This window comes from Epibacterium sp. HA2-3 (genome assembly GCF_055693725.2).
Map to the genome: position 1 here is coordinate 385,757 of NZ_JBVFUL020000002.1, position 21,442 is coordinate 407,198.

Below are 21,442 nucleotides of genomic sequence, written 5' to 3' on the forward strand. Positions count from 1 at the left end.
AATGCACCCGTGGGCCGGATCGCGGGCGCAGTTCATCTGCAGCTAAAATCATCCCCCATGCGTGACCCTGGATAGGCCTCCGCAGGCAATCTCTGCCAGGATGGGGCCTTCAGAACGGGATCAGGACACTCAGGCTCGCACCATAGGATTCAAAGTCGGACGTTCCAATCCCGTCATAGAACCCCTCGACGGCAACTTTGATCCCGCGCTCAGGCACAAGGAAAGTAGCACCTGCTTCGAGCCGCCCCCGCAGATCCGACTGAGAAGAGGCCAGTGTCGCATCTGTCGGTGTCGCCCCCTGCAGCTTGTTGAAATCATAGATGCCGGAAAAAGACACATAAGGCGAAAACTGCGTGCCTTCCTGCAAATACATCTCCCATGAAATCTTTGGACCGAATTCGAACCGACCAAGTTCGAAGTCTTGCGAGGGGATCACCCGGCCGAGCGTATCGGTATAGCTTTCCTGCTTCTCATAGTAATAGGTCAGCCGCGCAAAAGGGCTGATCGTGGTGCGCGCATTCAGTTTGAAATCGCCCGTCAAACCACCTTGCAACAAGAAACGTTCAGTATCGAAATCGTCTTCGAACAAACCAAGCGCGTTGACCGTGTTGGAAGATCGACCATAAGTGGCCGCAACATCGAGATAGAGGTTCTGATCGAGGCGCACCACCACATAGGGCCCGACCATCCAGCCGGTACCGCTGGCCGACGTCCCGGCCGCGACATTGTCCTCATCGGTAATGTCCAACTGCCCCATGACCCCGAGCAGGACCTGATCCGACCAGCGGTAGTCTGCACCCGCAAAGAACAGGCCTGACCGGCTCTCGAAGTTGCCACTCTCCGTGATGGCGTAGGTCCCCTCGGCCCAGAGATCCCAGCCTGATGAGATTACGGGTGTCACCACGGGCGCTGCTTGCGCCGGGTCGGTTCCGCGAAAACGCAGCGCATAGGCCTGACTGGCCATCGCACGGTCTGCTGCGGAGTCTGCGCCGGGCCCGGCGCTCGCATCCGCATGGCGCAGCGTCTCGCGCCAACGCGCGCCGTCATTGCGCCGACGAGCCTCCTCCAGCAACGCGCGCAGACTAAAGCTGAAGTTCGCGGATCGACCACCCGATGTGGCCCGCAGGTCAAACCCGTTGCGCCCTTGTTGGCCCGCCAGCGCACCTTGCCTGAGCCGCGATACCAGATCGGGCTGATTGGACACGATGGCATTGGCGCGATTGGAAACAAAGGCCGCTATCACCTCTTGGGTTTTCTGAATATCCGCTTCTGAATCGCGATCATTGGTCAGTGCGAAGGTGACACTGGCGAGGCCCGTCGCGCTGGCCGTGACATCATAAGATTGAAGTGTCGATCCCCCGGCATAGCTGGAGGGCGTTCCATTGGCGGTCATGGCAGAGGTGCTCGCCGTCCCATCAGAGCCGGTGGTCACCGTCTCTGTATGGGTGCCCGTACTGGCAAAAACCACCGAAGCGCCGCTTGCAGGGGCGGCAAACGTCACATCGACCCCCGCCACGCCGGTACCAGAGCTGTCTGTGACCAAAACCACGAGTGGCGCCGCAAACTGCGCCCCCACTTCAGAGACCTGACCCGATCCGGATTGAGCTGCGAGCGCGCTCGCGACGCTCTGGGCTGTGCCACTGACAACGATGTCAAACGGGTCTTCATCCGCGTCATCCGATCCAAGGCTCAGGTCGAACCCATACGCACCACCTGCGGTGGCCGTATAGTCAACCCGCAATGTGGTTGTCCCACCGCCACTGGCCACAGTTGTTGATGCAAGACTGAGACGATCCACCGTCACGTTGCTTTGGTTGCGGATGTTGCTGGCCACCGACGGCGCATCCAGGGTCAAGACATCGGTGCCGCTGTTGGTGATGGTATAGGTGACCGACGCCGTGACGCCGGGCGTCGCGACCGTGGCGATACTATCGGTGTCACCATCGCTCAACGCACCGCTTGCCGAGGAAGACACCTCGATTTCGGGGAGGCCGCTTGCAGAACCCGCGACCGTAATATTGAACAGGCTTTCATCTGCATCGTCATTGGCGACCTGCAGATCAAAACGATAGGCCCCGCTGACCTGCGGCGTGTACGAGATCTCCAGCGTTGTGGTGCCGCCCCCGCCGGCCACAGTGTTGGACGCAAGAGTCAAACTGTTCACCACGACATTGGTTTCATTAGAGATATTTCCGGCAACCGTCGGCGTCGTGATATTGAGCGTACCAGAGCCAGAGTTGGTGAACGTATAGGTTATCACCGTCGGCGAACCCGCACTTGGGGTCCCGGGAATTGTATCGGTGTCGCCATCCTCAAGACTGCCGCCGGTCGCTGATCCAACGCCGATTTCCGCGCTCCCATCTGCCGTGCCGCTGATCGTGAGGTCATAGGTGCCCTCGTCGGCGTCGTCGCTGCTCACATCGAGCTCAAAGGAAAACGCCCCCGCCGCAGTGGGCGTATAGGCCACCGTAAAGGTGGTGCTGGCGTTGGCTGCAAGGCTGCTGGAGCCGGGCGCAGAGATACTGTCCACGCTCACATTGCTCGCCGCCGAACTGCTGGGCGTGCCGCTCAGGGTGAGCGTCGCAGTGCCGGTGTTCTCTACCGTGTAGGTCAGCACCTGCTGCACCCCCACCGCAACATTGCCCTGCGCATCGGTGTCACCATCCGCCAGAGACGTTGCCGCCGGGCGCTGGAGATCGATCTCTGGTGAGGCCACCGTCAGCGAGGCCGAGGCGTTGCCGGAATTGCCAAGGCTCGAGGTCAGATCGCCGCTGGTGTTGCTGTAGCTGCCGTCCGTTCCAGCGGTCACATCCGCCTGCACCGTGCAGCTGGCGCCCGCGCCCACCGTGCCACCAGTATAGGAGAGCGTGCCGCTGCCAGCCACCGCCGTCAGCGTGCCACCGGTACAGGTGGTCGACGCATTGGGCGTTGCGGCGACCTCAACCCCTGCAGGCAGACTATTGCTAAAGTCGAGCGACGTCGCCGCCGCGGCATTGGCGCTGTTGTCGATGGTAAAAGTCACCGTCGCCGTCCCATCCGCAAGGATCGTCCCCGGCGCAATCGCCTGACTGAACCCCGGCGCCGCCGTCGCCGTGCCGCTTACGGTGAGGTCATAGGTGCCCTCATCGGCGTCGTCGCTGCTCACATCGAGCTCAAAGGAAAACGCCCCTGCCGCGGTCGGCGTATAGGCCACCGTAAAGGTGGTGCTGGCGCTGGCTGCAAGGCTGCTGGAGCCGGGCGCAGAGATACTGTCCACGCTCACGTTGCTCGCCGCCGCACTGCTGGGCGTGCCGCTCAGGGTGAGCGTCGCAGTGCCGGTGTTCTCTACCGTGTAGGTCAGCACCTGCTGCACCCCCACCGCAACATTGCCCTGCGCATCGGTGTCACCATCCGCCAGAGACGTTGCCGCCGGGCGCTGGAGATCGATCTCTGGTGAGGCCACCGTCAGCGAGGCCGAGGCGTTGCCGGAATTGCCAAGGCTCGAGGTCAGATCGCCGCTGGTGTTGCTGTAGCTGCCGTCCGTTCCAGCGGTCACATCCGCCTGCACCGTGCAGCTGGCGCCCGCGCCCACCGTGCCACCAGTATAGGAGAGCGTGCCGCTGCCAGCCACCGCCGTCAGCGTGCCACCGGTACAGGTGGTCGACGCATTGGGCGTTGCGGCGACCTCAACCCCTGCAGGCAGACTATTGCTAAAGTCGAGCGACGTCGCCGCCGCGGCATTGGCGCTGTTGTCGATGGTAAAAGTCACCGTCGCCGTCCCATCCGCAAGGATCGTCCCCGGCGCAATCGCCTGACTGAACCCCGGCGCCGCCGTCGCCGTGCCGCTTACGGTGAGGTCATAGGTGCCCTCATCGGCGTCGTCGCTGCTCACATCGAGCTCAAAGGAAAACGCCCCTGCCGCGGTCGGCGTATAGGCCACCGTAAAGGTGGTGCTGGCGCTGGCTGCAAGGCTGCTGGAGCCGGGCGCAGAGATACTGTCCACGCTCACGTTGCTCGCCGCCGCACTGCTGGGCGTGCCGCTCAGGGTGAGCGTCGCAGTGCCGGTGTTCTCTACCGTGTAGGTCAGCACCTGCTGCACCCCCACCGCAACATTGCCCTGCGCATCGGTGTCACCATCCGCCAGAGACGTTGCCGCCGGGCGCTGGAGATCGATCTCTGGTGAGGCCACCGTCAGCGAGGCCGAGGCGTTGCCGGAATTGCCAAGGCTCGAGGTCAGATCGCCGCTGGTGTTGCTGTAGCTGCCGTCCGTTCCAGCGGTCACATCCGCCTGCACCGTGCAGCTGGCGCCCGCGCCCACCGTGCCACCAGTATAGGAGAGCGTGCCGCTGCCAGCCACCGCCGTCAGCGTGCCACCGGTACAGGTGGTCGACGCATTGGGCGTTGCGGCGACCTCAACCCCTGCAGGCAGACTATTGCTAAAGTCGAGCGACGTCGCCGCCGCGGCATTGGCGCTGTTGTCGATGGTAAAAGTCACCGTCGCCGTCCCATCCGCAAGGATCGTCCCCGGCGCAATCGCCTGACTGAACCCCGGCGCCGCCGTCGCCGTGCCGCTTACGGTGAGGTCATAGGTGCCCTCATCGGCGTCGTCGCTGCTCACATCGAGCTCAAAGGAAAACGCCCCTGCCGCGGTCGGCGTATAGGCCACCGTAAAGGTGGTGCTGGCGCTGGCTGCAAGGCTGCTGGAGCCGGGCGCAGAGATACTGTCCACGCTCACGTTGCTCGCCGCCGCACTGCTGGGCGTGCCGCTCAGGGTGAGCGTCGCAGTGCCGGTGTTCTCTACCGTGTAGGTCAGCACCTGCTGCACCCCCACCGCAACATTGCCCTGCGCATCGGTGTCACCATCCGCCAGAGACGTTGCCGCCGGGCGCTGGAGATCGATCTCTGGTGAGGCCACCGTCAGCGAGGCCGAGGCGTTGCCGGAATTGCCAAGGCTCGAGGTCAGATCGCCGCTGGTGTTGCTGTAGCTGCCGTCCGTTCCAGCGGTCACATCCGCCTGCACCGTGCAGCTGGCGCCCGCGCCCACCGTGCCACCGGTATAGGAGAGCGTGCCGCTGCCAGCCACCGCCGTCAGCGTGCCACCGGTACAGGAGGTCGCGGCATTGGGCGTTGCGGCGACCTCCACCCCTGCGGGCAGACTATTGCTGAAGTCGAGCGACGTCGCCGCCGTGGCATTGGCGCTATTGTCGATGGTAAAGGTCACCGTCGCCGTCCCATCCGCAAGGATCGTCCCCGGCGCAATCGCCTGGCTGAACCCAGGCGCCGCCGTCGCCGTGCCGCTTACGGTGAGGTCATAGGTGCCCTCGTCGGCGTCGTCGCTGCTCACATCGAGCTCAAAGGAAAACGCCCCTGCCGCGGTCGGCGTGTATGCCACCGTAAAGGTGGTGCTGGCGCTGGCCGCAAGGCTGCTGGAGCCCGGCGCAGAGATACTGTCCACGCTCACATTGCTCGCCGCCGAACTGCTGGGCGTGCCGCTCAGGGTGAGCGTCGCAGTGCCGGTGTTCTCTACCGTGTAGGTAAGCACCTGCTGCACCCCCACCGCAACATTGCCCTGCGCATCAGTGGCACCATCCGCCAGAGACGTTGCCGCCGGGCGCTGGAGATCGATCTCTGGCGAGGCCACCGTCAGCGAGGCCGAGGCGTTGCCGGAATTGCCAAGGCTCGAGGTCAGATCGCCGCTGGTGTTGCTGTAGCTGCCGTCCGTTCCAGCGGTCACATCCGCCTGCACCGTGCAGCTGGCGCCCGCGCCCACCGTGCCACCGGTATAAGAGAGCGTGCCGCTGCCAGCCACCGCCGTCAGCGTGCCACCGGTACAGGTGGTCGCGGCATTAGGCGTTGCGGCGACCTCCACCCCTGCGGGCAGACTATTGCTGAAGTCGAGCGACGTCGCCGCCGTGGCATTGGCGCTATTGTCGATGGTAAAGGTCACCGTCGCCGTCCCATCCGCAAGGATCGTCCCCGGCGCAATCGCCTGGCTGAACCCAGGCGCCGCCGTCGCCGTGCCGCTTACGGTGAAATTGAAGGGATCTTCGTCTGCATCGCTGTTCACAAATGACAGATCAAAAGAGAAGGCCCCCGCCGCGGTGGGGGTATATTGCACGGTGAACTGTGTCGTGCCGCCGCCTGCGGAAACCGTTGTGCTGCCCGGCGCGCCAATCGAATTCACGGTAACATTGCTGGCGCTTGACGAGGAGGCCATCGCAACGCTGAGGTCCGCCGTACCCGAGTTCGTGATCGTGTAGGTGAGAACCTGAGCGCTTCCGGAGGCTACTGTGCCCTGCGCATCGCTACCTCCATCCGCAACCGTATTGGTTGTTGAAGAGGTCAGATCGCTGATCTCGGCTTCGGCATTGATCGTGCCGGAGATGGTGACATTGAAGGTGGTTTCATCGGTTCCATCATCCGCATCGTTGGTTGTGAAACTGAACGGAACAGAGAAGCTGGCACCATCCGTGGTGGAGCTTGGGGTAAATGTGATGCTTATGGCATCGGTCTCTGTCCCGCCTGAAGCCACGGATGCGGCATCTATTGAGGTCGCCCCAAATGAAGCATTCGTCGGGGTGCCCTGTGTCAACCCAGACAGAGACAGCGTGCCCGAACCACTGTTGCTGACATCGTAGGTGATGGTCGTCGGGGTACCGCTGTCGATTGCAGCTGCAATCGTGTCGGTTCCACCATCCGCAACCGTGTTGCCCGTGGAGGAAACGAGATCGTCAATCTCAGCCGGAGAACTCAGAGATCCGCCGCCGCCTGAGGCGGTGTAGGTAAAGGTGAATGGCGATCCCCCGTGGGTGCCGCTCACCGTGCAGCCCGCCGCACAATCGATCCCGGACAGGCTGCCGCCATCCGCATCGAGCGTGCCTTGAGGGCTGCCGTTATTGACGCTGAATATCAGATCACGGAGATCATTTGCCGAAGGGTCAAAGATGAAAAAGTTGGTGCTCGATCCTCCAGCAATCTGAATTTGTATCAGGTCGTCAGACAATGCCGACACGGCCGCGCCGCTTTGCAAGGTGCACTCATCCACAGTGAGATTCATTGTCAGCGGGTCACCGCCAGAGGTATTGGCTGGGCAACTCGTAAACGACGCTTGTGCCGCCTGTGGGGCTACAAAAAGCGAGACCATGATGAAGAAGAATACGCCACTGAGGCGTTTAACAATCGGCCCCCGCCCAGTTTTGTATCCTGAAACCGGAGGTGTCATGGTGCAACGTTTGTCGCGCACCACACATTCGCACAAAAACTCAATCATGAATACTTCACTTTCAAACCGCCAACAACGCCCCAAAAGACGGAGCGCACACCTTGGCACAACCATAGCTATATTTTGAAAAACTCCAAAACAATTATGATTTGGAAGATTGCGCACACAATGACGCGCTCCGCTTGTCGAGAAAAATCAATCATAGAGAGTATTTGGGAATACTTGCACCTTTTCCAAGGAAACGTATCAGCACCCCGTCAGAGACGGTCCGATCGAAAAACGCGCCGCGACCTCCTCACGCTTAGGCCCTGACCCTCAAGTGATAGCCAAGCCTGCATAGATAAAAATCAACGCACCTGAGCTCAGTGAAGGGCGTGCGACGTCCCTGCATGCGAGGCGCTGGTGGCACCACACTGACAAGGCCTGATGCAACCTAAAGAATATTTTGATTGCCACAATGCTGTTCATATGTGACGCTCGAAGAATCAAAGATGCGCAATTTATTATACTACCTATAGAATATTGACGCCAAATACATATCGGGCACTGTCCGGTTGTGAATACGTGAAACGCGCATTTTCCGGGGGAGATTATGTCAGAACCTTTTCTCGCTGAGATCCGCATTGTCGGGTTCAATTTTGCGCCTCGGGGCTGGGCGTTCTGCGATGGGCAGATCCTGCCGATCAATCAGAACCAATCGCTCTATTCTTTGCTCGGCACGACCTATGGCGGTGATGGGCGCACCTCTTTTGCACTGCCCGACCTGCGCGGTCGCACCCCCTTGCACAGGGGGCCGGGACATTCACTTGGTCAAAAAAGTGGTGCTGAAACCGTCTCACTCGGTATTGGTGAAATGCCGGCGCACACGCACGCCGCGCATGCCTCTTCACAAGTCGGCAACAGCCGCACGCCCGCAAGCCACCTGCTGGCTGCAGAAATATCTCCTGATGCGGCCTATCATGCCCCGACCCCGGGAACTTTGGTGGGCATCCGTGCCATAACCAATGCTGGCGGCTCTCAGGCACATGAGAACATGCAGCCCTATATCGCCGTAAACTTCTGCATCGCCCTTCAAGGGCTGTTTCCGTCGCGCAACTGATCACGAAAGGACACAGGATGTCGGAACCTTTTGTAGGCGAAATCCGTATGTTTGCGGGTAACTTCGCTCCTCGCGGCTGGGCCTTCTGCGATGGTCAGCTGCTCGCGGTGTCGCAAAACGATGCACTGTTTTCCCTTTTTGGCACGATCTATGGCGGCGACGGCCGCACGACATTTGGCCTCCCGGATATGCGCGGACGATTGCCGCTTCATGCGGGGGCCGGCCCCGGCCTTAGCCCGCGTCGGCTGGGCGCGCGCGGCGGTGCAGAAAAGGTCACCCTGACCGTCAACCAGATGCCAAGCCATACACATCCCCTGCAGGCTTCGACAGAACTCGCACAAGACCAAGACCCTGGAGGCAGGGTGCTGGCAGCGGGGTCCGGGATCAACCACTACACGCCATCGTCACCAACCTCGGCTATGGCGTCGAATATGGTGACGCATACGGGTGGTTCGCGGTCACACACCAATCTGATGCCATTCCTCTGCGTCAATTTCATCGTGGCGCTGTTCGGCATCTATCCGAGCCGACATTAGGAGGCGTATATGTCTGAACCTTTCATCGCTGAGATACGGATCTTTGCCGGGAATTTTGCGCCGCGCAGCTGGGCTTTTTGTGACGGCCAGCTTTTGCCGGTCTCTCAGAACACAGCGCTGTTTTCCTTGATCGGCACCACCTATGGCGGCGATGGTCGCACGACAACTGCGCTGCCCAATCTGCAGGGACGCGCACCGATGCACCCGGGGCGCGGTCCCGGCCTCACCGACCGCCGCCTCGGCCAGCGTGGCGGCAGTGAAAACGTGACCATGAGCGAAGCGCAACTGCCCAACCACACCCACTCAGGCATCGCCAGCTTGGACATGTCGAGCACTGCCACCCCAAGCGATACAACTACACTTGGCGATACCGGCTTTGACAACCTTTACCAGACGGCGACCGGGACCAATCTGGTCGACCTTGCCCCAGAGGCCCTGCCCAACACGGGTGGCGGCGCGGCGCACCAGAACATGCAGCCTTATCTTACCTTGAATTTCATTATCGCGCTTCAGGGCCTTTACCCGTCACGCAGTTAACCTTTGCCTCGGCGTCATCGCCCGCCCCCAGATCCGCCTATCGGCCCGCATATCGGAAGGACATTCGACATGTCAGTTGAAGACGCCACCCATGAGGACTTTTCAGGAAACCTGCTGACAGATCCCAGTTACTTTCGGATCTTCTTCACTGCCCTCACCTCGGAGGGCACCTTGGGCTACAAGGACCAGACGATCGAAAATGGCAGTTTTTCTGCCAGCTTCACGCCTCTAACGCAGGCCACCTATGAGCCCTCCCTTCTCAATGCCTCTGTTACACAAGGCGGCTATGTGTCGGTGTTGGCCGTGGATGCAAGCACGGGCCATGTGACCTACATTCGCGAACGCCGCGATGAGACAGGCAGCCGTTTTGCCGCGCCGCAGGATCTGGGCAAACCAGACAATGTGGCCAATCTGGGTGAAACCCTGCTGCTCAACGGGCTGAATGGTCGCCCGAATGTATTCTTGATCAGCGCAGATCCCACCGGTGAGATCTGGTGGAAGTACGAAAATCCCAATACCGTGGTTGAAGAGACCATCACCGTGTTGCCGCCGGGAACCGATACCCCAATCGAGGTTACAGTTCCTGTCGAAGTTCCGCCTGCGCAACCCTGGTCGAACTGGCAACAGCTGCCGGGCGCGTTGAATAGCCTCACCGCCACACAAAACGCGGATGGTCGCATTCTGCTTGCAGGGATCAACTCCGACGGAATCCCATACATGAACCTACAGTCCAGTGATCGGCCCTTTTTGCCAGAGGGCTGGGATGGCTGGGAGGAGATTTCCGACGGGCTAACCGGCTTTGAGCAATTGGTGTGCGGTCTCGACAGGAATGCGCTGGTTCACATCTTTGCGCGGATCGGCGACAAGATCTACATGAAGGCCCAGCAACAGGTCAGCGCCAGCAGCTTTGGAGCCTGGGTTTTGTTTGGCACCTTCCCGTCTTCTGCACACTCAATGGCCCTGTCCAGCGCATGCAATGACGGGCTGTATCTTGTGGCTCAGTTGAGCACCGGAACGAACTGCCCGCTCTACGCCAAGTATCAAACCGGCCCCACCTCGGAAAACTGGTCCACATGGGATGTCATTGGCCATGTGGCGCAAGATTGCGATCTGGTTCTGCAGCCCAATGCAAACGCAATGCTGAGCCTGTTTTCATGCGACCCCAACGGTGACGCGGCCTATCTCAACCAGCAGACCCTTGATCATTGGGGGGCCGTCTGGACCGCTCTGGGGTCCGGCTATGCCACGATTGCAACCACGCAGGACATCACACCGAACCCCGAATGACGCTGCCCGAAGCCCCCCCGACATCCTTTGAGATCCGTCCCCCATCTGGGCCGGAGGCACCACTCGCCCGCCGCGCCGCTACTCTGGGCGCGCGCTATCGGTGGATCACGCCCAAGGATCAAGCGTTTCTGGTCGCGCTCTATCGATCGACGCGCGAGGTCGAACTTGATCGAACCCCTTGGCAGGAAACCGAGAAACAAGCCTTCATCACCATGCAGTTCATGGCCCAGCATGCGCATTACCAGGCACACTATCCTGATGCGCTATGGCTCGTGATTGAGAAGCACAACAAAGCCGTGGGGCGTCTCTATCTTGAGCGCTGGGAGCGCGAGCACCGTATCATCGACATCGCCCTTTTACCCCAGACGCGCGGCCAAGGGCTTGGGAGCGCAATTCTCGGCGACCTCCTCGAGGAGGCCACTCGTGCGCAAAAGTCCGTGAGCATCCACGTCGAAAAGGCCAATCCGGCCCAGACCCTCTATCGGCGGCTTGGTTTCATTACAAAAGAGGACAAAGGCGTTTACGACCTGATGCGCTGGGATCTTCCGGCAGATCAGGTAAATACGGCTTCGTACTGAATGCCTGCGTCCTTTTCGGCGACGGGTACAAGGAATACTTCCTGCTCGCCAAATTCCTCTTCAGAGAGGCTGTAAATGGCCTGCTCCAGAAACGGTGATTTGGGGCCTTGCCACAGCGTAGAGAACGCCCCACCCGCCCGCTCACCTGATCCCATCACCTTTACCTCGATCAGCGACAGGTACACGTCTTCAGGCTCGGATCGTACAGCGAAGGTCCGGTTCAGCAATGCTTCGAAATCCGCAGAGGTAAGCGAGCGCAGAGTGGACATGGGTTCTCCTGTGCAAATGCATCAATAAGGCGCCACGAATGCGCAACTTATACGAGGGTAAACCGATGCTCCCGCAACCGTAAAGTCTGTTTTGGCATCTGCCGAACAGTTCCGCGCTCGCAGACACTCGGAATAGATACAGGCCTACAGTTTCCCGGATCACGACGGCCTGCTGGCACATGAGACCAATCGGGATCAGGCGCGATAGCCAGGCCAACATGCCCGCGCATCGCGATATCCGGCGATGCACGAACAGGCCGCTTCGCCTATGAGCGGCTTTGACATGTCAAAGCATCTCCAACTAGACAAATTCGTAGTCGTCCGCCTCGCTAAACTCTTCGGCTGTGGCTTCTGCCTCTGGGTCCATATCGATGGAGAGCGCCGCCAAAAGGTCGGCCCCGTCTGTGCCGCTCTCGGCCTCATACGCGTCAAGCGCAGCATAGTAGGCGTCAAGCACCTCTTCAGTGCTTTGGAAACCGGCCTCGGGGGCGTCAAACCGGAACACCTCCTGCAGCGTGCCATTTTCATCCGTCTCGTAAAAGGCAACGCCCTCTAGCAGATCTACATCGCCCCAAACCGTGTCCGAGGCATAGTAAGAAAGGTAGTTTTCAAAGGTTGGCTCCGTGCCTTCAGGCAGAGCGGTCACACCATAGTGGTTAGGATCGGGTTCCTGATCAAGGATCCAAGTGCCGCTCAGCGGCTCGCCTGTTTCAGAGAACTCCCACCCGAAGAAAACCTTCTCATAAGTTGGCTCCACAGGATCTACGGGCTCTTCGGGATCATCGGAGACCGCCTTGATAGAGCCATCTTCCGTAGTGGTCGACGTGGCGCGGATGCCAAAAATGTCGACCTCATCAAGGGACTCGGCCCCCAATTCGACGGTCAGCGTATCGCCTTCATGAAGATAGGTTTCCTTTTCATCCCCCTCTGACCCCAGACCAGGATCGCTCAACGCGACGGCATCGTCCCATTGGATCTTTTCACCCTCAAGGCTGGTTCCGTTGAGGTTGAGCGGTCCACTCAGGCTTTCGCTGGTGCCCGAAAATTCATCATCGCCATAATAGAGCGCGTTCACATCCATGCTGCCCTCGGTCAGAGTGATGTCAGCGAGGATTTTGCCATCTTCTTCGTAGAGCGAAACCGTGTAGGACAACCCTTCGACTTCGTAGGTAAATATTTTTGCATAATCAGGCACTTGGTTCTCCTTTTCGGAACGCGCGCGGCACTGGGCAAATCAGACTCTCCAGAGGAGAAGCTTCATGAATGTTGCCATTTTAAGGTACCAAAATTGCCGCAAAATTGCCTTGATTTGTTTGGAAACAATAGCGCCCCATTGTTGACCCACCTCTTGGAATGTTGAGATCAACCAGTGGCGCTCCGGATGTCGCGCCCCATCGGTCGACCACGCGCCCCGGTACCTTGGGCATTCTTCCTATCTTGCGGACTTCACCCAGGGCCTTGCCTGAGTACGCGTGTCGCGAAGGGTGCGCCCGTAGAGACCTACAAAGGAGCGGCCAAGCGACGAAGCGGAAGAGAACCCGCAACGATGGGCAATTTGCTCAAGGCTCAGATGTGTTTCCTCCGAGAGATAGCGTGCATGCTGCAGCCGCAGTATTTTGTAATACTTACCGGGCGTCATACCCAATTCACGCTGAAACGCGCGTGCAAGCGTGCGCTCAGAGAGCGAGACTTGCTTGGCCAATTCAGCCGTACTGAGCGGTGACTCAATGCGCTCCGCCATCAGGTTCACCGCCTCGAGCACCTTTGGTGAACCTTTCTGCTCCAGCCGCGCAGCGCCCCGGTTCAGCTCCGACTGGCGCGAGGGATCATAGACAAACATCGTCGATGCCCCAAAGGCCGCAGCGGAACCATAAAGCTCCTGAATGAGGCTAAGCATCATGTCGAGCGCCGTGCTGGCGCCACCACAGGTGAGGAACGCACCAGAGCGTACAAACCGGGCGGTGGATACTTCGGTCTTGGGAAAGGTCTCGCTGAACGCCTCCAACTCTTGCCAGTGGATCGTCGCGGCCTGGCCCTCCAAAACGCCCGCCGCCGCCAGCAGCCAGGCGGCCGTGTCCAGCGCCAGCACCCGCTCGGCCTGACGGGTGGCGGTCCTGAGTTTTGCCAAGAGCGTCGGCGTCAACTGATCGCGCACATGGTACCCCGCAACCAGCACCAGAGTGCGGTTGGTCTCACCCTCGTCAAAGCTTCCATCGGGGGTGATCTGCAATCCGCTGGAGCTGCAGACCGGCGCGCCATCCAGCGTGGTGACGCGCCAACCGGAAACCTCTTGGCCTGAGTTCATCCGCACATCGCGCAGGGGTTCCATGGCGCTCGCCAGCACCATGTTGGAGAACCCCTCAAACAGCAGAAATTCAAAAATAGGCGGCGATTTTGGCGGCATCTGCGTAGTTTCTGTCCAAAACTGTATAAACGTTACGTCACTTGATGCGTTACGCAGTCTGCAAGTCAAGTCGTTTGGCCCAATCCGAACCGCTCGCAGGCACCCGCTCTCTAGACCCCGATGCCCCCATGACCACTGCGCCACCTCTCTGGCAGCCGGACCTTTCGGCCTGCCGCAAACCTCTGCTGTCCGATTTTTTGACACTGGCCGCAAAGACCAGTGACACAGCGATACGGAGCTTTGCAGACCTACACGCCTGGTCGGTCACGGAGCCGCAGAAGTTCTGGCCGTTGGCCTGGGACTTTTGCGGGCTGGTGGGGGAAGCAGGCCCCGTCCCTCTGCTGCCGCATCAAGACCCGATGCAGGTGCGTTTCTTCCCCGAGGCCCGCCTCAACATCGTAGAGACCTTTCTAAAGAATGCGGATACGCGGGAGGCGATTGTCTTTATCGGCGAGGATGGCCGTCGCACGGTCTGGAGCCGCGCCGATCTGAAGCGAGAGGTGGAGATGCTGGCAGCCGCCCTGCGCGATGCCGGGATCGAAGCGGGCGATCACGTCGCGGGCTTTGTGCCAAACATGCCGCAGGCAGTTGCCGCAATGCTGGCCACCGCCTCTCTCGGGGCGATCTGGTCCTCCTGCGCGCCGGAAAGCGGACCAGACGTGGTGGTCGACCGACTTGGCCAGATCGCGCCCAAGCTTCTGTTTGCAGCCGACGGGTATTTTTACGGCGGCAAACGGTTTGAAACCCGTGCCGCCATAGCCGAGATTGCCGATCGGCTGCCGTCGATCCAGCAAATCGTGGTCTGGCCTTATGCGTATGATGCAGCGGACTTGCCCGCATGCATGACGTCTTATGATGCCTTCAAACTACAGGACGCGCCGGAACTGGACTGTCGTCCCATGGCATTTGGCGATCCGCTCTATGTGATGTTTTCCTCGGGCACCACGGGCAAGCCCAAGTGCATCGAGCATTGCGGCGGCGGAACACTATTGCGGATGTTGGTGGAGCATAAGCTTCACTGCGATCTGAAGCCGGGCGACCGGATGTTCTATTACACCACATGCAACTGGATGATGTGGAACTGGCAGGTAGCAGCACTGGCCTCCGAGGCGGCGATTGTCCTGTTTGACGGCAACCCGATGTACCCAAACCGCGAGAGGCTGTTCGACATCGCTGAGGCCGAAGACGTCACCCATCTGGGCGTTTCGGCAAAATACATCGACACCTCGTTGAAGCGCCAACACAAGCCTGCCCAAAGCTACACTCTGGATAGTCTGCGGGTGGTACTGTCAACGGGCTCACCGCTCTCGCCCGAGGGCTTTGCCCATGTCTACACAGACTGGAAGGCGGATGTGCAGCTGGCGTCAATTTGTGGCGGCACCGATATTCTGGGCTGTTTCATTGGCGGCTGCCCGCTGCTGCCGGTGCATCAGGGTGAGATTCAGGCACCAATGCTGGGATTGGACGTGGCAACCCTGAACCGGCAAGGCGAACCCGTTGAGGGCGAGGCAGGCGAACTTGTTTGCCGCAATGCTCATCCGTCGATGCCGACCCGGTTCCTGAACGACCCCGGCAATGCCCGCTACCGCACCAGTTACTTTGAGACGTTTCCCAATGTCTGGCGGCAGGGCGATTTCACGATCCGCACGAAACAAGGCGGCTATGTCGTGCTGGGTCGATCAGATGCGACCCTAAACCCCGGCGGCGTGCGGATCGGCACCGCCGAAATCTATCGGCAGCTCGACAAGATCGACGCAATCGCGGATGCGGTGGTCGTCGGCCAGAGCGTCGACAATGACGTGCGAGTAATCCTCTTTGTGGTGCTTGCCGAAGGTGTTGCGCTCGACGACGGGCTCAGCGCCCGGATCAAAACGGCAATCCGCAAGAATGCCTCGCCGCGCCATGTGCCCGCGAAGATCCTTTTCGTCGCTGACATCCCACGCACCAAGTCCGGCAAGACCGCCGAGCTGGCGGTGCGCGATGTGGTGAACAAACACCCTGTGCGCAACCTCTCCGGCCTCGCCAACCCGCAAGCGCTGGCGCTGTTTACCGACCACCCCGAATTGCAAGCTTAACCCTCAACGGAGCGAGACCATGCCCCTCAACATGAACCGAGACGTCTTTATCACTGCCGCCGTAACCGGCTCAGGCGGCACCCAGGACAAGTCCCCCCATGTGCCCCGCTCGCCCAAAGAGATCGCCGCCTCCGCAATCGAAGCAGCCCGAGCAGGCGCTGCGGTGGTCCACTGCCACGTGCGCGACCCGGAAACCGGCGCGCCCTCTCGTCGACTTGAGCTTTACCGCGAACTCACGGATCGCATCCGCGACTCCGAAGTGGACGTGGTGCTGAACCTGACCGCGGGCATGGGCGGCGACATCGTGTTTGGATCCACCGAAGCACCGCTGCCGGTCAACGAGGCCGCAACAGACATGATCGGTGCCACCGAGCGGATGGCCCATATCGCCGAATGCCTGCCGGAGATCTGTACTCTTGATTGCGGCACCATGAACTTTGCCGAGGCGGATTACGTGATGACCAACACGCCCGGCATGTTGCGGGCGATGGGACAGATGATGACGGATCTGGGTGTAAAACCCGAGATCGAGGCCTTTGACACAGGACATCTGTGGTTTGCCAAGCAACTGGTCAAAGAAGGCATTCTGAAGCCAAACGCGCTGGTCCAGCTTTGTATGGGGGTGCCCTGGGGGGCACCGAATGACCTCAACACCTTTATGGCGATGGTCAACAATGTGCCGTCGGACTGGACCTGGTCGGCGTTTTCGCTGGGCCGGGATCAGATGCCCTTTGCCGCAGCGTCGGTTTTGGCAGGCGGCAATGTGCGCGTCGGCCTTGAGGACAACCTGTTCCTCGACAAAGGCGTGCTGGCCACCAATGCCCAGCTGGTCGAGCGCGCCGTCAGCGTGATCGAAGGCATGGGCGCCAAAATCGTCGGCCCCGATGCAGTCCGCGAAAAACTGGGCCTCACCAAACGTGCGCCGGTGGCGGCATGAGCCGCGCAAGGCCCCTGCCCCGCAAGGGTACGCAGTTTCCCCGAAAGGATAGATCATGAAAACAGCAGCAATCATCGGTGGTGGTGTAATCGGGGGCGGTTGGGCTGCGCGGTTCTTGCTCAATGGCTGGGATGTGCGCGTATTCGACCCCGACCCGGAGGCAGTGCGCAAAATCAACGAAGTGCTGGCCAATGCCCGTCGCTCGCTGCCCTCGCTCTATGACAAGGCACTACCGGCCGAAGGCGCGTTGACCTTCCACTCAGTAATGGCCGAGGCGGTGGCAGAGGCCGCGTGGATTCAGGAAAGCGTGCCGGAGCGGCTCGATCTCAAACACAAGATCCACGCACAGATCGAGGAACATGCGCCCAAGAGCGCGATCATCGGGTCCTCGACGTCCGGCTTCAAGCCCTCTGAACTCAACGCCAAAGGCGCGCGCGCCGTTGTGGCCCACCCCTTCAACCCGGTCTATCTTCTGCCGCTGGTCGAGCTGGTGGGCGATGCCGACAGCTGCGCACAGGCCTCGGATCTGCTGCGCGAGGTGGGGATGTACCCGCTGACCGTGCGCAAGGAAATCGACGCGCATATCGCCGACCGGCTGCTGGAAGCCGTCTGGCGTGAGGGCCTGTGGCTGATCAAGGACGGCATCTGCACCACCGAAGAGCTCGACGAGTCGATCCGAATGGGCTTTGGCCTCAGGTGGGCTCAGATGGGGCTTTTTGAAACCTACCGCATTGCGGGCGGCGAAGCAGGTATGAAGCATTTCATGGCGCAGTTCGGCCCAGCACTGGAATGGCCCTGGACCAAGCTGATGGATGTGCCGGAGTTCACCGAGGAGCTTGTCGATCTGATCGCGGGCCAGTCGGACGCTCAATCCGGCCATTTGTCTATCCGCGCGCTGGAACGTCTGCGCGACGACAACCTCGTTGGCATGATGCGCGCGCTGAAGAAATCCGGCAGCGGTGCGGGAGGTGTCATCAACACTCACGAGGCAACGCTTCCGGTGCCGGCCCCAGTTGAACTGCCAATCACCGTCAGCCGCCCGGTTCCGCAGAGCTGGACCGACTACAACGGGCACATCAACGAGGCACATTACACCGAAGCATCGGCGCAGGCGACCGACCGTTTCATGGAACTGATCGGCGCGGATGCGGACTATATCGCCGCAGGTCAAAGCTATTTCACCGTCGAGAACCACGTGCGCTTCCTCGATGAACTGCACGAGGGCGATGCGCTGACCGTGACCACTCAGGTGCTGCAGGGGACCGGCAAAAAGATGCACCTGTTCCACCGCCTGTTCGGCCCTGCGGGCAAGCTGGCGGCAACTGTGGAAACGCTGCTCCTGCACATGGACCTGAACGCGCGCGGCACCTCGCTACCCTCGCCAGAAGTAGCGGACAAGCTGACATCCTATGCCGCCGCCCACGCGGGACTGCCGCTGCCGGAAGGCGCCGGGCGCCACGTCGGACAGCGCGGATAACTTGGGACCCCGGCAGCTGCGCTGACGGGCTTTCCCTTCGCGGGCCGGATGTCCTCCCCGGTTCGGCCCGCTCTTTTTTGAATACCAGCGGTCGGAGAACGCAAGAACACCACACCGCCCGAACAACGGGCTGCCCGCGGCGGAGGACAACGAGGGCAATACCAACCAGATCAAAGGGAGGACTGAATGTCTGATAACAACTCCAAGAGCCACCTGGTGGCGAAGTCCGGCTTCTTTGCCGGTCTCCATCCGGGGATGGGCACTGCCGCAAAAGGAATGATCGCCTTTTTTGTCATCTTCACCGTGTTGAACGTGGACTTGGCAAGCGGGCTATACGCGTCCGTGCGCGCCTGGATCGAAGGCTGGTTCAGCTGGTATTACATTTCGCTGCTGATCGGCGTGATGTTCTTCTGCTTCTGGCTGATGGGGTCGCGATTTGGCAAGTTGCGGCTTGGAGAGGACGACTCGCGCCCCGAGTTTGGCAAGTTCAGCTGGTTTGCGATGCTGTTTTCGGCCGGGATCGGTGTCGGCATCCTGTTCTTTGGCGTGGCAGAGCCGATCTTCTACTTCGACAATTCCGGCGCCTTTGGGTATCCCAATAACCCACACGCCGATATGGCGGGCCATATGGACATGGACATGTTGCGCGCCCGGGACGCGATGCGGGTGGCGTTCTTCCACTGGGGTTTTCACGGTTGGGCGCTGTATGTGCTGGTCGGCTTGTGTCTCGCCTATTTCGGGTTTCGCAAACGGCTTCCTCTGACCATGCGCTCCACGCTCTATCCGATCCTAGGCGAGCGGATTTACGGCCCGTGGGGGCATCTTGTGGACTTGCTGGCGGTGTTTGGTTCGGTGTTTGGCATTGCAACCTCGCTGGGACTGGGCTCCACGCAGATCGCGACGGGATTGAACGTGCTGTTCGGATTGGAAGTAACCCTGACCCTGAAAATCGTGCTTATCGTGATCGTATCTGTCATCGCCACTGCCTCGACCGTATCAGGCGTTGCCCGCGGCATCCGCTTTATCTCGGAATGGAACATCTGGCTTTCGATCGCTCTGCTCTTGGGGTTCCTGGTTTTGGGACCAGCAAAATGGCTGATGGCGTTCTTCATCACCTCAGTCGGGGACTACCTGTGGCACTTCATCCCGATGGGATACTGGACCGCAACCGAAGAACCAAATGTCGCCTGGCAGGGCGGTTGGACCATCTTCTATTGGGGGTGGTGGATCGCCTGGGCACCGCTGGTGGGCATGTTTATCGCGCGGATTTCCTATGGCCGCACCATCCGTGAGTTCATGGTTGGGGTGCTCTGCGTGCCGACTATCTCCGTCTTCTTCTGGCTCTGCATCTTCGGCGGCACCGCGATCTGGCAAGAGATGCACATGGCCGGTGGACCAGCGGCTGAAGGCGGCGCAGGCATCATTGCCACCGTCCGCAATTGGGAGTTGCCCGGAGCGCTGTACGGCACCATTGCCAACATCGGCGAGACGTCCTGGATGGGTGACATGAGCTGGACCGCCTGGCCGATGTCGCTGCTGGCGACGGTTCTGCTGGTGTCGTGGTTTGTGACGTCAGCGGATTCAGGAACGCTGGTGATCACCACGATGCTGTCGATGGGCGACGAAAACCCGCCCAACAAGTTCCGCGTCATCTGGGGTATCGGGATCGGTGCAACCGCGATCGCATTGTTGTTGTCGGGCGGATTGAGCGCCTTGCAGACGGCCCTCATCGCGGCAGCATTCCCGATCTCCTTCCTGCTGATCGCGATGATCTGGGGCCTGTGCAAATCGCTGCGCGAGGACCCGTCGGCGGCCCCCGCCGAAAAAGAGCCCGCGACTACACCCGATGGCACGTATCTGACGCAGGACCTGACGGTCTGACAGGCCTCGCGTTTCGGGCAGAGACATACGCCGGGCTACTGACGCGCCCGGCGTTATGCCGTCGCAAACCGACAAGGCAACACCAGTGCGCGATGCAATCTCCACAGAGTAGCCCCGCGCGCCTCTGGTTGCATGTCCCAAGGCCTGTGCACCCGATCCAGAACTCTCGAAACGGCGCAAAACTTACAGAAAAATCTCTCTCTAACCGGGCGTATCGAGATTTTCTTCTCGCGAGGAAGGAGTTCCTTAATTCAATTCGACAAGACTTTCTTTTTAATAGGACAGCCCTGCGATGGTATCATTCCAGAGTGCTGGTTGATCCAAATGCTGCATGCATGCGCATTTTTTGTTTAGAGTAGAAGGTCAAGACATGTCGAATTCCAATATCCACGACTTCGCATTGACGTCCCAGTCAAAGCCGATTTTGCTGAATGTCCTCTCAATTGATGATGACGAAATCGACCGAATGCGCTTGCTAAAAACCTGCCGCAAAGCTGGATTGATGGTGGATTTCACCGAAGCCGCGAACCTGAATGAGCTGCGAGAATGCCTCGAGGTCGAGACCTATGATCTGGTGTTCATCGACCACAACCTCGGGATGGATACGGGTCTGGATGCCCTGAGCATTCTGCTCGCCCATGAAGACCAGGTGAACGCCGTTCCGATCATGCTGACCTCTTCGGTCGACTATCACATTGCGGTGGAGGCCATGCGCCGCGGATGCGCAGACTACATCGTGAAGGATGAATTGACCGTCGACGCCCTCATCAAATCCGTGACCTCCGCAATTGAGCGCCGCGCGCTCTACGGCGCCCTTTCAGAGGCGCGCAATTCGGAATCCGAGCTCAAAGGGATTTTTGAACGCTTTATGGTCAGCTGCGGCCCCGAGATGCGCGAGCTTCTGCGCCGGAGCCTGATGGGTGTGCGCGCGGTCAAGATGCAGGCGCGCGGCGACGATTCGATCGATCCGACGCTTCTGGCCAACCTATCCATGTTTGAGCGTGGCGCGAAGGATCTTGTGGTCTTTATGGACGATCTGGAGAGTGTGGTTGGGTCGGGCCGCAAGCTCACGGCAAACGAGCTTCGCAAACGCATTCAGTGATCCTCCATGGGCCTTTTCGAGATCTTTCTGAGTGACCGTCGCATGCCCGTCCAAGCTCG

Annotated in this window: 14 protein-coding genes; 10 read left to right on the plus strand and 4 right to left on the minus strand. The window is 60.1% G+C overall.

The features are described 5' to 3' along the window. Positions 1–109: 109 nt before the first annotated feature. Positions 110–7,249 (minus strand): DUF7933 domain-containing protein, encoded by a 7,140-nt coding sequence (locus ACZ1HH_RS16325; RefSeq protein ID WP_487320517.1) that lies wholly within the window; start codon positions 7,247–7,249, stop codon positions 110–112. Positions 7,250–7,793: 544 nt separating this feature from the next. On the opposite strand from ACZ1HH_RS16325, the gene ACZ1HH_RS16330 reads away from it, so the two are divergent. The 5 genes from ACZ1HH_RS16330 (at position 7,794) to ACZ1HH_RS16350 (ending at position 11,238) form a co-directional block, all read left to right on the plus strand. Continuing rightward, positions 7,794–8,300: a phage tail protein gene (locus ACZ1HH_RS16330; protein WP_472635361.1), complete on the plus strand. Its 507-nt coding sequence runs from the start codon at positions 7,794–7,796 to the stop codon at positions 8,298–8,300. Positions 8,301–8,317: 17 nt separating this feature from the next. Next, the gene (locus tag ACZ1HH_RS16335) at positions 8,318–8,836 is read left to right on the plus strand and encodes a phage tail protein (protein WP_472635362.1); all 519 of its coding nucleotides are present in this window, start codon (positions 8,318–8,320) and stop codon (positions 8,834–8,836) included. A 9-nt stretch (positions 8,837–8,845) separates the two neighbouring features. After that, positions 8,846–9,373, plus strand: a complete 528-nt coding sequence (locus ACZ1HH_RS16340; RefSeq protein WP_472635363.1) for a phage tail protein — start codon at positions 8,846–8,848, stop codon at positions 9,371–9,373. 69 nt (positions 9,374–9,442) lie between these two features. After that, positions 9,443–10,660 carry a DUF8189 domain-containing protein gene (locus ACZ1HH_RS16345; protein ID WP_472635364.1) on the plus strand — a complete coding sequence of 406 codons (1,218 nt, stop codon included), beginning with the start codon at positions 9,443–9,445 and terminating at the stop codon, positions 10,658–10,660. Next, positions 10,657–11,238: a GNAT family N-acetyltransferase gene (locus ACZ1HH_RS16350; protein WP_487320518.1), complete on the plus strand. Its 582-nt coding sequence runs from the start codon at positions 10,657–10,659 to the stop codon at positions 11,236–11,238. Before ACZ1HH_RS16345 ends, ACZ1HH_RS16350 begins: the two co-directional genes overlap by 4 nt. On the opposite strand, the gene ACZ1HH_RS16355 is transcribed toward ACZ1HH_RS16350, so the two are convergent. From ACZ1HH_RS16355 to ACZ1HH_RS16365, 3 genes are all read right to left on the minus strand, one after another. Continuing rightward, positions 11,214–11,507, minus strand: coding sequence for a DUF6916 family protein (locus tag ACZ1HH_RS16355; RefSeq protein WP_472635366.1), 294 nt, complete (start codon positions 11,505–11,507; stop codon positions 11,214–11,216). The two genes, ACZ1HH_RS16350 and ACZ1HH_RS16355, sit on opposite strands and share 25 nt — an antisense overlap. 301 nt (positions 11,508–11,808) lie before the next feature. Further along, positions 11,809–12,702, minus strand: coding sequence for a hypothetical protein (locus ACZ1HH_RS16360; protein WP_472635367.1), 894 nt, complete (start codon positions 12,700–12,702; stop codon positions 11,809–11,811). Between the two features lie 237 nt (positions 12,703–12,939). Further along, positions 12,940–13,911, minus strand: coding sequence for a GlxA family transcriptional regulator (locus ACZ1HH_RS16365; RefSeq protein ID WP_487320519.1), 972 nt, complete (start codon positions 13,909–13,911; stop codon positions 12,940–12,942). A 128-nt stretch (positions 13,912–14,039) separates the two neighbouring features. Here ACZ1HH_RS16365 and ACZ1HH_RS16370 point away from each other — a divergent pair, with 128 nt between their 5' ends. The 5 genes from ACZ1HH_RS16370 to ACZ1HH_RS16390 all read left to right on the plus strand — a co-directional run bounded on the left by ACZ1HH_RS16370 (position 14,040) and on the right by ACZ1HH_RS16390 (position 21,383). Next, positions 14,040–15,986, plus strand: a complete 1,947-nt coding sequence (locus ACZ1HH_RS16370; protein WP_487320520.1) for an acetoacetate--CoA ligase — start codon at positions 14,040–14,042, stop codon at positions 15,984–15,986. A 19-nt stretch (positions 15,987–16,005) separates the two neighbouring features. Beyond that, on the plus strand, positions 16,006–16,923 hold the full coding sequence (bcoG, locus tag ACZ1HH_RS16375) for a 3-dehydrocarnitine:acetyl-CoA trimethylamine transferase BcoG (RefSeq protein ID WP_472635371.1): 918 nt from the start codon (positions 16,006–16,008) through the stop codon (positions 16,921–16,923). Between the two features lie 55 nt (positions 16,924–16,978). After that, positions 16,979–18,400 (plus strand): carnitine 3-dehydrogenase, encoded by a 1,422-nt coding sequence (locus ACZ1HH_RS16380; protein ID WP_472635372.1) that lies wholly within the window; start codon positions 16,979–16,981, stop codon positions 18,398–18,400. Positions 18,401–18,586: 186 nt separating this feature from the next. Continuing rightward, positions 18,587–20,281 carry a BCCT family transporter gene (locus ACZ1HH_RS16385; protein WP_472635373.1) on the plus strand — a complete coding sequence of 565 codons (1,695 nt, stop codon included), beginning with the start codon at positions 18,587–18,589 and terminating at the stop codon, positions 20,279–20,281. A 370-nt stretch (positions 20,282–20,651) separates the two neighbouring features. Continuing rightward, a complete protein-coding gene (locus ACZ1HH_RS16390; protein WP_416369915.1) occupies positions 20,652–21,383 on the plus strand; it encodes a response regulator in 732 nt (243 codons plus the stop codon). Positions 21,384–21,442 lie beyond the last annotated feature (59 nt).